Source organism: Streptomyces sp. NPDC096048 (assembly GCF_044763415.1).
GTDB lineage: Bacteria > Actinomycetota > Actinomycetes > Streptomycetales > Streptomycetaceae > Streptomyces.
The window spans coordinates 290149-303695 of the sequence record NZ_JBIWGG010000008.1 but is presented as its reverse complement, the minus strand read 5'-3'; the positions used below and the strand labels follow the sequence as shown (position 1 = coordinate 303695).

Sequence of the window (13547 nt, the reverse complement as noted above, 5' to 3'; positions counted from 1 at the left end):
GATCCCGGGCACCAGTTCCACGAGAGGCGCACCACCCCATGCACGTCACCGGGACCGTCCCCCCACCGGCTCCGGCGTCGCAGGAGACCCCCGCGGCCCCCGCTCCCGCTCCCGGCAACGGCAGGCACGCCCGCCGCTTCGGGCTCCCCGTCGCCACCGCCCTCGTCATGGGCAACATCATCGGCGGCGGCATCTTCCTGCTCCCGGCCTCCGTCGCCCCCTTCGGCACCATCAGCCTGCTGGCCTTCGGTGTCCTGACCGTCGGCGCCATCGCGCTCGCCCTGGTCTTCGGCCGCCTCGCCGCCCGCGACCCGCGCACCGGCGGCCCCTACGTCTACGCACGCGAGGCCTTCGGCGACTTCGCCGGCTTCCTCGCCGCCTGGGCGTACTGGATCACCACCTGGGTGTCCAACGCGGCGCTCGCCGTCGCCGCCGTCGGCTACCTCGACGTCCTGATCCCGGTGAACGACCACCGCTGGACCGCCTGCCTGGCCGCGCTCGTCATCCAGTGGCTGCCGGCCCTCGCCAACTTCGCGGGCACCCGCTACGTCGGCGCCGTGCAGCTCGTCTCCACCGTGCTGAAGTTCGCGCCGCTGCTGCTCGTCGCGGTCGGCGGGCTGTTCTTCTTCGACCCGGACAACCTCGGCCCGTTCAACGCGAGCGGCGGCAGCGGCGTCGGCGCGGTCTCCGCCGCCGCCGCGATCCTGCTCTTCTCCTATCTCGGCGTGGAGTCCGCCGCCGTCAGCGCGGGCGAGGTGAAGGACCCGCGGCGCACGGTCGGCCGGGCCACCGTGATCGGCACCGCGGGCGCCGCCCTCGTCTACCTGCTGGGCACCCTGTCCGTCTTCGGCACCGTCTCCCACGACCGGCTGGTGACCTCCACCGCGCCCTTCTCCGACGCCGTGAACGCCATGTTCGGCGGCGCCTGGGGCGGCTGGGCCGTCGCGCTGGCCGCCCTGGTGTCGATGACCGGCTGCCTCAACGGGTGGACGCTGCTCAGCGCCCAGACCCCGTACGCCGCCGCGAAGGACGGCCTCTTCCCGGCCGCGTTCGCGCGCAGGCGGCGGGGCGTGCCCACGGTCGGCGTCGGCGTCACCGTGGTCCTCGCCTCCCTCCTCACCGTCTACAACTACACGTCCGGCTTGGCGAAGGTCTTCGAGGTGCTGGTGCTCGTCACCACCTTCACCGCGACCGTGCCGTACCTGCTGGCCACCGCCGCGCAGATCTTCCACCTGGTCTCCGGGCAGGGCGCGAAGGTCGACCGGGTGCGGCTGGTGCGGGACGGCGTGATCGCGGCGGTCGCGGCCGGGTTCTCCCTCTGGCTGGTCGCCGGCGCCGGCTACGCGGCGGTGTACCAGGGAGTGCTGTTCCTGTTCGCGGGTGTACTGGTCTACGCGGTGATGGCGGCCCGCAGGCGGCGCGCGGAGGCACCCACCGCCCCTTGAACCGGCTGCGCGCGGGCGCCGCGCCCACACTGGTGCGGGTCCCCTCCCGGGCCCCGCCCAAGGAGCCCCTGCGTGCGGGCAGCCGTCACCGGCCCTCCCGCCCGCCTCCCGGAACCGCTGCTCGGCCTCGCCACCGTGCGGCCGGTGGTGGGCCGCGGCAGTCGTTCACCGCCCGGGGGGCCGGTGTTCCGCGTGAGCTGAGCCGGAGTGTGATCGGATGGGGGCGGGAACCCGGACACGGGCTTCCACCGCCCCAGTACAGCAAGCGAATTCGAGAGGACCCGCCGTGGCAACCACGCGCTCCGCACACACCGTCTGGGAAGGCAACCTGCTCGAGGGCAACGGTGTCGTCACCTTCGACTCGTCCGGCATCGGCGAGCAGCCGGTGTCGTGGCCGTCGCGCGCCGAGCAGGCGAACGGCAAGACCAGCCCGGAAGAGCTGATCGCCGCCGCCCACTCCAGCTGCTTCTCCATGGCGCTGTCGCACGGCCTGGCCGGCGCCGGCACCCCGCCCACCAAGCTCACCACCTCCGCCGACGTCACCTTCCAGCCGGGTGAGGGCATCAAGGGCATCCACCTCACCGTGGAGGGCACCGTCCCCGGTCTCGACAACGACGCGTTCGTCGCCGCCGCCGAGGACGCCAAGAAGAACTGCCCGGTCAGCCAGGCCCTGACCGGCACGACCATCACCCTCACGGCGAAGCTGGCCTAGCCGGAAAGGCCTCAGGAGCCCGCGCGCTCCCAGCCCCGCCGGTCCGGGCGCGGCCCCAGCTGTCTGGGGTCGCGCGACCGGTACACCACGTACGGCCGGACCAGGTACTGCACCGGCGCGCTGAACATGTGCACCAGCCGGGTGTACGGCACCAGGGCGATCAGCGCCATCCCGATCACCGCGTGCACCTGGTACAGCACCGGCACCCCCACCATCAGCTCCGTCTTCGGCTGGAGGGTGAACAGGCCGCGCGACCAGGGCGCGATGGTGTGCCGGTAGTCGTAGCCGGTGCCGGAGGAGTGCGCGAGCTTGGCCACCATGCCCAGCACGATCGCGCCGAGCAGGAACACGTACATGACCTTGTCGTTGGCGGTCGTCGCCCGGAACACGGGCGCGTTGGTGCGCCGCCGGTAGATCAGGATCAGGATGCCGGCCACCGCCAGCACCCCGGCCGCCGTGCCGCCGTACAGCGACAGCAGGTGGTACGCGTGCTCGCTCACGCCCACCGCGTCCGTCCACGACTCGGGGACGAACAGCCCGACGAGATGGCCGACCAGGACGAACAGGATGCCGTAGTGGAACACGGGCGAGGCGATGTTCAGCAACTTGGACTCGTAGACCTGCGAGGACCGCGTCGTCCAGCCGAAGCGGTCGTAGCGGTGCCGCCAGATCAGACCGGCGACCAGCAGGACGAACGCGGCGTAGGGCAGCACGCCCCAGAGGAAGACGGTCACGGGCGGGCTCCGGTGGGTGCGGGCGGCAGAGTGGCGCACACGGCGTCCAGGACGCACGCGTAGGGCGTGCCGAAGGCGGTCAGCCGGGACCGGAGCTGGTCCAGGGCGTCGCGGTGCTCGGTGAGCATGCCGATGTCCCCGGTGCGGGAGGCGAACTCCAGCACGGCCGGCAGGAAGTCGGGGAGTTCCTCGTCGGTGAACTCCAGGCCGTGCGCGCGGTACAGCTCCTTGAAACGGACCAGCGACATCCCGCGGTTGCGGGTGTCGCCGTCCGTCCACCAGCTCAGGTAGAGGCTGTGCCGGTTCTTGAAGTCGAAGACCTCCACGTAGTGCGCCTGCAGCTCGCCCTGCGGTGTCACGGCCGCGTGGTCGGTGAAGCCGCGCAGTTGCGGCGCGGCCTCGCGCAGCAGGGGCAGCCGGGCGCGGAAGTCGTCGTCGGGATACGTCAGACAGAGCGCCGCCGCCTGGTACAGCACCTCGAACCCGGGCATCGGATCAGACCTCCCTCTCGTCGTCCGTGGTCTGCCGCCGGCGCAGGACGTGGAAGTTCTCCACCGGCACCAGCGGCAGCCTCTTGCGCCCCGAGTCCTGGCCGAACGGCCCGTCGCCGCCCATGCCGGGGCCGCCTTCGGTGTCCAGGCTGCACGTGTCCGGCAGGGCCGACGCCTCCAGCCGGTGCGCGTCCCCGACGGCCGCCGTCGGGATCACGTACCGTTCCTCGTACTTGGCGATCGCCAGCAGCCGGTACATGTCCTCGATCTCCTGGGCACGCATGCCGACGCCCGTGCAGACGGCCGGGTCGGGGTCCTCGCCGAGGTTGATCGCCCGCATGTGGGCGCGCATCGCCGCCAGCTTCTCCAGCGAGGCCCTCACCGGCGCCACGTCCCCCGCCGTGAACAGCTCCGCCAGGTACTCCAGCGGAATGCGCAGCGTGTCGATCGCGCCGAAGAGGTTGCCCGCGTCCTCGCCGTCGTGCCCGGTCTCCGTCAGCGCGTCCACCACCGGCGAGAGCGGCGGGATGTACCAGACCATCGGCAGGGTGCGGTACTCCGGGTGCAGGGGCAGTGCGACGCGGTACCTGCTCACCAGCGCGTGTACGGGGGAGCGTCGCGCCGCCTCGATCCAGTCCAACGGGATGCCCGCCTCCTCGGCCGCCCGCCGCACCGCGGGGTCCTCGGGGTCCAGGAAGACGCCCAACTGGGCCTCGTACAGGTCCTTCTCGTCCGGCGTGGAGGCCGCCTCGGTCACCTTGTCGGCGTCGTACAGCACCACCCCCAGATACCTGAGCCGTCCCACGCAGGTCTCCGAGCAGACCGTCGGCTGGCCCACCTCGATGCGCGGATAGCAGAAGGTGCACTTCTCGGCCTTGCCGGTGCGGTGGTTGAAGTACACCTTCTTGTACGGGCATCCCGTCACGCACATCCGCCAGCCCCGGCAGCGGTCCTGGTCGACCAGGACGATGCCGTCCTCCGCGCGCTTGTACATCGCCCCGGACGGGCACGAGGCCACGCACGACGGGTTGAGACAGTGCTCGCAGATGCGCGGCAGGTAGAACATGAAGGTCTCTTCGTACGCGAACCGCACCTTCTCCGCGGCCTGGCGGCGCGTGCGCTCCACCATCGGGTCCAGGTCGCCGTAGGCGGGGGCGCCGCCCAGGTCGTCGTCCCAGTTCGAGGACCAGCCGATCTTCATCGGCTTGCCGTCGAGCTGCGAGACGGGCCGGGCGACGGGGTAGTCGCTGCCGAGCGGGGCGTCGGTGAGGTTCTTGTAGTCGTACGTCCAGGGCTCGTAGTAGTCCTTGATCTCCGGGAGCCTCGGGTTGGAGAAGATCCCCGCGAGCTTCTTGAACCGGCCGCCCGCCTTGAGCTTCAGCGCGCCCCGCCGGTTCAGTTCCCAGCCGCCCCGCCACTTCTCCTGGTCCTCGTAGCGGCGGGGGTAGCCCTGGCCGGGGCGGGTCTCGACGTTGTTGAACCAGACGTACTCCATGCCCCGCCGGTTGGTCCACGCCTGCTTGCAGGTGACCGAGCAGGTGTGGCAGCCGATGCACTTGTCGAGATTCATGACCATGGCGACCTGGGCCATCGGGCGCATCAGTACTCGACCTCCTGAGAGCGGCGCCGGATGACCGTCACCTCGTCGCGCTGGTTCCCGGTCGGGCCCAGATAGTTGAACGCCCAGGACAACTGGGCGTAGCCGCCGATGAGATGGGTCGGTTTGAGGATCAGGCGGGTGAGCGAGTTGTGGATGCCACCGCGCTTGCCGGTCGTCTCCGCGAGCGGCACGTTGACCGTGCGTTCCTGCGCGTGGTGCATGTACACCGTGCCGGGCGGCATGCGGTGCGAGACGATCGCGCGGGCCACGACCACGCCGTTGCGGTTGACCGCCTCGATCCAGTCGTCGTCGGCGACCCCGATCGCCTCCGCGTCCCGCGTGGACATCCAGATGGTCTGGCCGCCCCTCGACAGCGCCAGCATGAACAGGTTGTCCTGGTACTCGGAGTGGATGGACCACTTGTTGTGCGGGGTGAGGTAGCGGACCGTCACCTCCCGGTGCCCGTCGGGGCCGAGCCGCGGTTCGCCGAACAGCCGGCTCATGTCCAGCGGCGGCCGGTACACCGGCAGTGCCTCGCCCAGTTCGTGCATCCAGTCGTGGTCGAGGAAGAAGTGCTGGCGGCCGGTGAGGGTGTGCCAGGGCTTGAGGTGCTCGGTGTTGAGCGTGAACGCCGTGTAGCGGCGTCCGCCGGCCTCGCTGCCCGACCACTCCGGCGAGGTGATCACCGGCACGGGCGCCGCCTGGGTGTCCGCGTACGTGATCCGCTTGCCCTCGTGCTCGGCGGCCAGGTGGGCCATCCGCTGCCCCGTCTTCGCCTCCAGTGTGTGGAAGCCCTGGACGGCCAGGCGCCCGTTCGTCGTGCCGGACAGGGCCAGGATGGTGTTGGCCGCCTTCACGGCCGTGTCCACCGCCGGACGCCCGTCGGCCGGGCCGCCGCGCACCGCGCCGTTCATGTGCCGCAGCCGCTCCACCTCCTCGTCCGGCTTCAGGGTGATGCCCTTGGCGGGCAGGCCCTCGGCCTCCACCAGCGGGCCCAGGGCCGCGAACTTCGCCCCGATCGCCGTGTAGTCGCGCTCCACCACGGAGAGGTTCGGCAGGGTCTTCCCCGGCTCCGGCGCGCACTCCCCGCGCCGCCAGTCCCGTACGACCCCTCCCGGCTGGGCGATCTCGCCCGGGGTGTCGTGCTGGAGCGGGGCCGCCACCAGGTCCTTGCGCACGCCGAGATGGCCGACGGCCAGCTCGCTCAGCTTCTCCGCCAGCACCTTGAAGGTGTCGAAGTCGGTCCGCGTCTGCCACGGCGGGTCGACGGCCGGGGAGAAGGCGTGTACGTAGGGGTGCATGTCCGTGCTGGACAGGTCGTGCTTCTCGTACCAGGTCGCGGCGGGCAGCACCACGTCGGAGAGCAGCGTGGACGAGGTGTGCCGGAAGTCCAGCGACAGCAGCAGGTCGAGCTTCCCCTCGGGCGCCTCGTCGTGCCACACCACGTCCCGCGGGCGCTCCCGCGGCACGGCCTCCTCGGCGCGCAGCGAGGAGTGCGTGCCCAGCAGGTGCTTGGTGAAGTACTCGGCGCCCTTCGCCGACGAGCCGAGCAGATTGGCCCGCCACAGGGTCAGGATCCGCGGCCAGTTCTCCGGCGCGTCCGGATCCTCGCAGGCGAACTTCAGTGTCCCCGCCCGCAGTTCGGCCACCGCGTTCGCCACCGGGTCGCCGACCGTCTCGCCCAGCTCCAGTGGGCTGCGGTCGAAGGTCGGGTACGACGGCATCCAGCCCGTGCGCGCCGACAGCGCGAGGCAGTCGGCGCCCGTCATCCCCGCCAGCCGACCTTCGCCCAGCGGCGAGGCCAGCACGTCGGCGCCGAACCGGTCGTAGCGCCACTGGTCGGTGTTCAGGTACCAGTACGCGGTGCCGATCATCTGGCGCGGCGGGCGCGACCAGTCCGAGGCGGCGGCCAGCGACGCCCAGCCGGTCACCGGGCGGCACTTCTCCTGGCCCACGTAGTGCGCCCAGCCGCCGCCGTTGCGGCCCTGGCAGCCGGTCAGCTGGAGCAGGGCGAGGAAGGCGCGGTAGATCGTCTCGGAGTGGAACCAGTGGTTGGTGCCGGCGCCCATCAGGATCATGCAGCGGCCCTTGGAGCGCTCCGCGGTCCGCGCGAACTCCCGGGCGATGCGCACACAGGCCGCCGCCGGTACCGAGGTGTGCGTCTCCTGCCAGGCAGGGGTGCCGGACGCGTCCGCGTCCTCGTACGACTCCGGCCAGTCGCCCGGCACCCCGGGCCGCGCCACGCCGTACTGCGCCAGCAGCAGGTCGAACACCGTGGTCACCAGCGGCCCGGTCGCCCCGCCCAGCCGCGTCGCGGGCACGCCCCGCGTCACGACCTCCCCGCGGGCCTGCGCGTGTGCGCCGCCCTCGGTGTCGAAGCGGGGGAGCAGCACCTCGACGCCGGACGCCATCCGGTGGCCGTGCAGGCTCAACCGGGGCTGCACGTCGCCCAGGTCGAGGTTCCACTTCCCCTGGTCCGCCTCGTTCCAGCGGAAGCCCAGCGAGCCGTTGGGGACGATCGCGCGGCCCGACGCCTCGTCCAGCACGACCGTCTTCCAGCGGGCGTCCTGGCCCTCCTGGCCCAGGTCGGCCGCGCGCAGGAACTTCGCCGGGACGTAGGCCCCGTCCCGCTCGGCCAGGGTCACCAGGAACGGCAGGTCGGTGAAGCGCCGCACATAGTCGTCGAAGAAGGGGGTGACGCGGTCGACGAAGAACTCCTTGAGCACCACGTGCCCCATCGCCAGGGCCAGCGCGCCGTCCGTGCCCGGGTGCGGGTGCAGCCACTGGTCGGCGAACTTGGTGTTGTCGGCGTAGTCGGGGGAGACGACCACGACCTTCTGGCCCCGGTAGCGGGCCTCCGCCATCCAGTGCGCGTCCGGCGTGCGGGTCACCGGGACGTTGGAGCCCCACATGATCAGGTACGCGGCGTCCCACCAGTCGCCCGACTCCGGCACGTCCGTCTGGTCGCCGAAGACCTGCGGGGACGCCACGGGCAGGTCGGCGTACCAGTCGTAGAACGACAGCATCGGGGCGCCGATGAGGGAGTGGAAGCGGGCGCCCGCCGCGTGCGACACCATCGACATCGCGGGGATGGGGGAGAAGCCCGCGATGCGGTCGGGGCCCTGGGTGCGGATGGTGTGGACGTGGGCCGCGGCGACCATCTCGACCGCCTCGTCCCAGGTCGCCCGGACCAGGCCGCCCTTGCCCCGCGCCCGCTGGTAGCGGCGTCGGCGTTCCGGGTCGCCCTGGATGTCGGCCCAGGCCAGCACCGGATCCGACAGCCGCGCCTTCGCCTCCCGGTACATCTCGAGGAGCACGCCGCGCACGTACGGGTAGCGCACGCGGGTCGGCGAGTACGTGTACCAGGAGAAGGCGGCGCCCCGGGGGCAGCCGCGCGGCTCGTACTCGGGGCGGTCCGGGCCGACCGACGGATAGTCCGTCGCCTGGGTCTCCCAGGTGATGATGCCGTCCTTGACGAACACGTTCCAGCGGCACGAGCCCGTGCAGTTCACGCCGTGCGTGGAGGTCACGACCTTGTCGTGGCTCCAGCGGTCCCGGTAGAAGGCGTCCGCCTCCCGGCCGCCGACCAGCCCGATGCTGTGCAGGTCGGGCGCCGCGGTGCCGGGCCGGAAGAACCGTCCCGCACGCAGCAGCGCGGCACCCGGCTCGGTGGGCGGTGTCCGCGTGTCGGTCACGTGCGCTCCCTCGATCGCCCTGGGTCTTCGAACCTAGGGGCGGGCGCGGGAGCGCACCCGTTCGCGGGGCCCGTACGGGTCAGGAGGCGACGGCTCGGATGCCCGTCAGGCCTTGCGCGCCACCCCCGCGTACACCGGCACGATGCCCTCCGCCTGGGCCGCCACGTCCTCCGGGTCCGGCCGCCACCCGGTGACGGGGATGATGCCGGGGCCCAGCAGCTCCAGGCCGTCGAAGAAGCGCGCGAACTCGGTCAGTGAGCGCGGGTGGAACGGCGTGCCGCTGCGGGTGAACAGGCCGGCGGCCTTGCCCACCGCCTCGGGGTTCAGGTCGGGCGTGACCTGAGACAGGACCAGGTAGCTGCCGGGCGCGAGGGCCTCGACGTACCGCTTCAGCAGGCCGTGCACGTCGTCGCCGTCGACCGCGTCGCCGAGGTAGTGCGTCAGGGCCACCAGCGACAGGGCGACCGGCCGGCCGAGGTCCAGGGACTCGCCCGCCAGCCGCAGGATCCGGTCCGGATCGCGCACGTCGGCGTGGACGTACTCGGTGGACCCCTCCGCCGAGCCGTGCAGCAGCGCCTCGGCGTGCCGCAGGACGATCGGGTCGTTGTCGGCGTAGACGACCCGCGCCTCGGGCGCCACCGCCTGGGCCACCTGGTGCAGGTTCGGCTCGGTGGGGATGCCGGTGCCGATGTCCAGGAACTGGCGGATCCCGGCCTCGGCGAGCGTGCGGACGGCCCGGTGCATGAACCGGCGGTTGGCGCGCGCCCCGCGCACCGCCGTGCCGTCCGCCGCGAGGATCCCGCGGGCCAGCTCCTCGTCCACCGGGTAGTTGTCCTTCCCGCCCAGCCACCAGTCGTAGACGCGCGCCGGATGCGGCCGGCTGGTGTCGACGGGAGCGGGGGTGGCGTCGGGTCCGGTCATGCGGTGTCGTCTCCTCTGGGCCTGGCGGGCTGGTGCCTGCTGTGGGGTGTCAGCTGTCCGGTACCTGCTGCCGGGGCCCGACCCGCCGGGCCCGGCGGGTCGGGCCCGGCGGGTCGGGCCCGGTGTGTCCGGGGCGCCGGATCAGAAGTACTCCCGGTACTCGCGCAGGACCTTCTCGGTGCGCGGGGTCGAGGCGGCACGTGCCGTCATGTGGTCCAGGACCTCCAGGTGTGCGGAGACCTCCGCGCGGGAGTCCAGGTACAGCGCACCGGTCAGATACTCGGTGAAGACCATGTCGGGCAGTTCCGGCTCCGCGAACCGGAAGAGCGTGAACGGCGCGTACGTACCGGGGTGCGGCCCGTCCTCGAACTCGGCGACCTGCAACGTCACCCGGTCCCGGGCCGAGAACTCCAGCAGCTTGTCCAGCTGGTCGCGCATCACCCGGCCGTCGATGCTCACCGGGCGCCGCAGCACCGTCTCGTCCATGACCACCCACACGTGGGGCGGGTCCGCGCCCTCCAGCAGCCGCTGCCGCTCCATGCGCAGGGACACGTGCCGCTCGACGGCGTCCCGGCCCGCGCTGCCGATCGTCCCGGCCTCCAGGACCGCGCGCGCGTAGTCCTCGGTCTGCAGCAGCCCCGGTATGAAGTGCGGCTCGTAGGAGCGGACGATCCGTGCCGCGCCCTCCAGGCTCACGTACATGCTGAACCAGTCCGGCAGCACGTCGTGGTACCGCTGCCACCAGCCCGGCTGGTTCGCCTCCTCGGCCAGCGAGACGAACGCCGACACCTCGTCCGCGGGCACCCCGTACGCCGTCAGCAGGATCTGGACATACGGAATCTTCAGCGCGACCTCGGCCGTTTCCATGCGCCGCACGGTCGCCGGGGCCACCCGGAGTACCTTGGCGGCCTCCTCGCGCTTGAAGCCCGCCGTCTCCCGCAGTTCCTGCAGCCGTCTGCCCAGGACCACCTGGCCCACGGTGGGTGCGGCCCGCCGCTCACTCACGCCACGCCTCCCCAACGCGCCCAAGTCTCACCGCAGTCTGCCATGTTCCGCTGCCGGTCTCACAGGGGCGGTCGTGGATCAACGTCATTACCCGCCGGGTAATCGACCGGGCACGGCCGGAACGGGATCGTGGAGTCACCGGGTTCCGGTCCGGCGCACTCCGGACCGGCACCCGGCTCCACGCAGCCCTGACCCGACCCGACGGAGGGTGACTCGTCATGACCACGAACCAGCCGGCCGCTCTCGCCCGCACCGCCGAACCGCAGCTGATGCTGCGCCGCTTCCTCGCCCTCGACGCGGTGGTGACCGGGGCCAACGCGTTCGCCTACCTGGCGTTCTCCGCGCCGCTGGGCCGCTTCCTCGGCGCCGGTTCGGGGCTGTTGCTCGGCCTCGGCGCGTTCCTCGCGGTGTACGCCGGGTGCGTGGCCCTGCTGGCCGCGCGTACCCGGCCCCCGGCCCTCGGGGTGCGGGCCGTCGTGGACGCCAACCTCGCCTGGGCGGCGGTCAGCTTCGTCGCCCTCGGTCTGTGGCTGACGCCCACCACGGCGGGCGCGGTGTGGACGGTGCTCCAGGCGCTCACCGTCGCCGGGTTCGCGCTGCTGCAGTACGCGGCGCTGAACGGGCGTTCGCGCGGAGACATCGCGAAGAGCGGATCCGATCGCTGACGCGGCCGGGCGGACAAGGGTCCCGGCAGGTCAGGCCCGATGACAGCGTGGCAGCCGATCCCCCTCATTCCCCGGGCGGGGATTGGCTGTTGGGCGCCGGGCCCGGGCTGAAGAACCGAGCTGCGCGATTTCCAGGAGGCGGTTGACGGTCGTGATCAGTCATCCTAAGCTCTCGATCCGAATGGGGGAACGAGATGGGGAAGCCTCAGGGCGTATGGACCGGAGAGCGGCATCTCCGTGATTGTCATCCGCTGTTTACTGATTCTTGGCACTGACAATCCAAGGTGGCAGTCCTGAGCACGTCTTATCGGGGACGCCACAATGGCTCATGTTTTTCTCGGGTGAGGTGTTGTATGCGACCGCACAGCGTCCACCCGACTCTGGCGCCACCTGCGTGAGCCCATCGCACAACCGCAAACGCAATCGACACGGGGGGAAGAGGCGTGCGCTCGCACATACTCGGCCGTATTGAGCACGACTATGAGTGCTTGAGCAAAGATCTCGAAGAATCTTTCCGCAGGGCCGGCCGCGGAAGAGGGGTTCTCCTGACTCGATTGCGCTTGTCGCTGACCACCTGACAAGCGGCAGGGTAACGGGGCTCGGGGGAGCAGTGATCGAGGAGATACTTCCTGTCGACGTGATGTCCGCGGAGGCATTCGACGACGACGCGGACATTCGTCTTTTCGCCGAGGAACGCGCGGCCGTCGCGGACGCCGTGCCGAGGCGCCGACGGGAATTCACGACGGTACGACGGTGCGCTCGCACCGCACTCGGAGAACTGGGCATTCCTCCGGTTCCGCTGCCGCCCGGGCGGCACAGAGCCCCACAATGGCCGACCGGAGTGGTCGGCAGCATGACGCACTGCTCCGGATATCGCGCGGCCGCGGTGGCGCGGGCCAGCCGGCTGCACTCCGTGGGCATCGACGCCGAGGAGAGCGCCCCGCTCCCCGAAGGCCTGCTCGACCTGGTCGCCCTGCCGCTCGAACGAGACCTCGTGGAACGGCTCGGCGCGCAGAGCGACGCGGTGCCGTGGGACCGACTGCTGTTCAGCTGCAAGGAGGCGGTCTACAAGGTCTGGTTCCCCCTCGCCCAGCGGATGCTGGGGTTCGACGGGGCCCGGATCGACATCGATTCCGGCGGCTTCTTCGCCGCGCGGTTCCTGGTGCCTCCACCCCAGGCGGCCGGCGCTCCGGTTCCCCGGCTCACGGGGCGCTGGCTGCACCGTGACGGGCTCATCCTGACAGCCATCGCTCTCCCTCTGTCCGTAAGCGGATCCCCGGTTCGCGCCACGCACACTCGGGCACCCTCGCGCGCCCTTCTTGGGACGGAAAACCGATGACCACATCCCCCACGTTCACCGAGTCCTTCACCGTCACCGCCGACAACCCGCTGCTGCGCGGGCACGTCGTGTACGGCCGCAGCCTGCTGCCCGGTGTCGGCTACGTGGACCTGGTGCTCCAGGTGCTCGCCCGGCACGGGCACCCCATGCCCGAGGTCGAGTTGCGCAACCTGACCATCCTCGCGCCGCTCGTCGCCGGGCCCGGTGAGGCCGTCCGGACCACTGTCGAGGGGCGTCCCGCGGCCGGCGGGGGATGGCGCGTCGAGGTACGCAGCCGCCGCGCCCAGGACGCCTCCGACGTCCTGCACGCCGTCGTCACCGCGCACCACCGCGGCCCCGTCGCCTTCACGGAGCGGCTCCCGCTGCCCGTACAGGGGGCGAGCCGACGCACCACCATGGACGAGATCTACACCTGGTGCCGGGAGTACGACCTCCTCCACTCGGGCCTGATGAAGATCGGCGGCGCGGTCCACCACCGTCCCGGCGACTGGATCGCCGAGCTGGAGCTCGCGCCCGAACACCGCTCCTCCACCGGAGCGTTCCTCTTCCACCCCGCCCTCTTCGAAGCCGGGCTCCTCGGCGGCGGTGTCGCCCTGGGCATGCTGCACGGGGACAACGACGGCCCCGGCCTCTACCTCCCGCTGATGTTCGACCGGTTCCGCGCGGCCGGGCCGCTCGGCGGGCGCTGCTACGTCCGGGTGCCCGCCGACTCCGTCCGCCGCGACGACGAACTCATCCGCCTGGTCGTGGAGTTCTACGACGAGTCCGGTCAGAAGGTCGCCGAGGTCGGGCAGTTCGTCGCCAAGCGCATCAGGGCGGCCGGCGCGCTCGACGTCCGCGGCGACGCTCCCGTCGCGCAGGGCGGGGTGCCCGCCGTGTCCGTGGCCGCGGCGCCGGTGGTGGGTTCCGGGTCTGTTTCCGCTGTGCTGCGGGAGCTGGT

At 71.7% G+C, this 13547-nt stretch carries 11 protein-coding genes; 5 read left to right on the top strand and 6 right to left on the bottom strand.

Annotation, left to right across the window (positions count from 1 at the left end; translation table 11 throughout):
• Positions 1-38: 38 nt before the first annotated feature.
• Positions 39-1445, top strand: a complete 1407-nt coding sequence (locus ACIQ6R_RS23650; protein WP_404223177.1) for an amino acid permease — start codon at positions 39-41, stop codon at positions 1443-1445.
• 286 nt (positions 1446-1731) lie between these two features.
• A complete protein-coding gene (locus ACIQ6R_RS23645; protein WP_043377849.1) occupies positions 1732-2157 on the top strand; it encodes an OsmC family protein in 426 nt (141 codons plus the stop codon).
• 11 nt (positions 2158-2168) lie between these two features.
• Here ACIQ6R_RS23645 and narI read toward each other — a convergent pair whose 3' ends face one another.
• The 6 genes from narI to ACIQ6R_RS23615 all read right to left on the bottom strand — a co-directional run bounded on the left by narI (position 2169) and on the right by ACIQ6R_RS23615 (position 10603).
• Positions 2169-2891: a respiratory nitrate reductase subunit gamma gene (gene narI, locus ACIQ6R_RS23640; RefSeq protein ID WP_404223176.1), complete on the bottom strand. Its 723-nt coding sequence runs from the start codon at positions 2889-2891 to the stop codon at positions 2169-2171.
• Complete coding sequence (gene narJ, locus ACIQ6R_RS23635; RefSeq protein ID WP_404171336.1) at positions 2888-3382, bottom strand: nitrate reductase molybdenum cofactor assembly chaperone; 495 nt, start codon at positions 3380-3382, stop codon at positions 2888-2890. Before narJ ends, narI begins: the two co-directional genes overlap by 4 nt.
• A gap of 4 nt (positions 3383-3386) precedes the next feature.
• The gene (gene narH / locus ACIQ6R_RS23630; protein WP_404171333.1) at positions 3387-4982 is read right to left on the bottom strand and encodes a nitrate reductase subunit beta; all 1596 of its coding nucleotides are present in this window, start codon (positions 4980-4982) and stop codon (positions 3387-3389) included.
• Positions 4982-8677 carry a nitrate reductase subunit alpha gene (locus ACIQ6R_RS23625; RefSeq protein ID WP_404223175.1) on the bottom strand — a complete coding sequence of 1232 codons (3696 nt, stop codon included), beginning with the start codon at positions 8675-8677 and terminating at the stop codon, positions 4982-4984. Before ACIQ6R_RS23625 ends, narH begins: the two co-directional genes overlap by 1 nt.
• A 105-nt stretch (positions 8678-8782) precedes the next feature.
• Positions 8783-9598 carry an SAM-dependent methyltransferase gene (locus ACIQ6R_RS23620; protein WP_404171327.1) on the bottom strand — a complete coding sequence of 272 codons (816 nt, stop codon included), beginning with the start codon at positions 9596-9598 and terminating at the stop codon, positions 8783-8785.
• A gap of 141 nt (positions 9599-9739) precedes the next feature.
• A complete protein-coding gene (locus ACIQ6R_RS23615) occupies positions 9740-10603 on the bottom strand; it encodes a helix-turn-helix domain-containing protein (protein ID WP_404223173.1) in 864 nt (287 codons plus the stop codon).
• Between the two features lie 218 nt (positions 10604-10821).
• Here ACIQ6R_RS23615 and ACIQ6R_RS23610 point away from each other — a divergent pair, with 218 nt between their 5' ends.
• The 3 genes from ACIQ6R_RS23610 to ACIQ6R_RS23600 form a co-directional block, all read left to right on the top strand.
• Positions 10822-11268 (top strand): hypothetical protein, encoded by a 447-nt coding sequence (locus ACIQ6R_RS23610; protein WP_404171321.1) that lies wholly within the window; start codon positions 10822-10824, stop codon positions 11266-11268.
• A 640-nt stretch (positions 11269-11908) separates the two neighbouring features.
• Positions 11909-12607 (top strand): 4'-phosphopantetheinyl transferase, encoded by a 699-nt coding sequence (locus ACIQ6R_RS23605; protein ID WP_404223172.1) that lies wholly within the window; start codon positions 11909-11911, stop codon positions 12605-12607.
• The coding region (locus tag ACIQ6R_RS23600) for a polyketide synthase dehydratase domain-containing protein (protein ID WP_404223171.1) at positions 12604-13547 on the top strand (944 nt) is incomplete at its 3' end. The genes ACIQ6R_RS23605 and ACIQ6R_RS23600, both read left to right, overlap by 4 nt.

What these genes read in the sequence shown, in the direction of transcription:
- ACIQ6R_RS23610 (WP_404171321.1), top strand. Translation starts at nt 10,822, where the DNA reads ATGACCACGAACCAGCCGGCCGCTCTCGCCCGCACCGCCGAACCGCAG.
- narH (WP_404171333.1), bottom strand. Translation starts at nt 4,982, where the DNA reads ATGCGCCCGATGGCCCAGGTCGCCATGGTCATGAATCTCGACAAGTGC.
- ACIQ6R_RS23650 (WP_404223177.1), top strand. Translation starts at nt 39, where the DNA reads ATGCACGTCACCGGGACCGTCCCCCCACCGGCTCCGGCGTCGCAGGAG.
- ACIQ6R_RS23620 (WP_404171327.1), bottom strand. Translation starts at nt 9,598, where the DNA reads ATGACCGGACCCGACGCCACCCCCGCTCCCGTCGACACCAGCCGGCCG.
- narJ (WP_404171336.1), bottom strand. Translation starts at nt 3,382, where the DNA reads ATGCCCGGGTTCGAGGTGCTGTACCAGGCGGCGGCGCTCTGTCTGACG.
- ACIQ6R_RS23605 (WP_404223172.1), top strand. Translation starts at nt 11,909, where the DNA reads ATGTCCGCGGAGGCATTCGACGACGACGCGGACATTCGTCTTTTCGCC.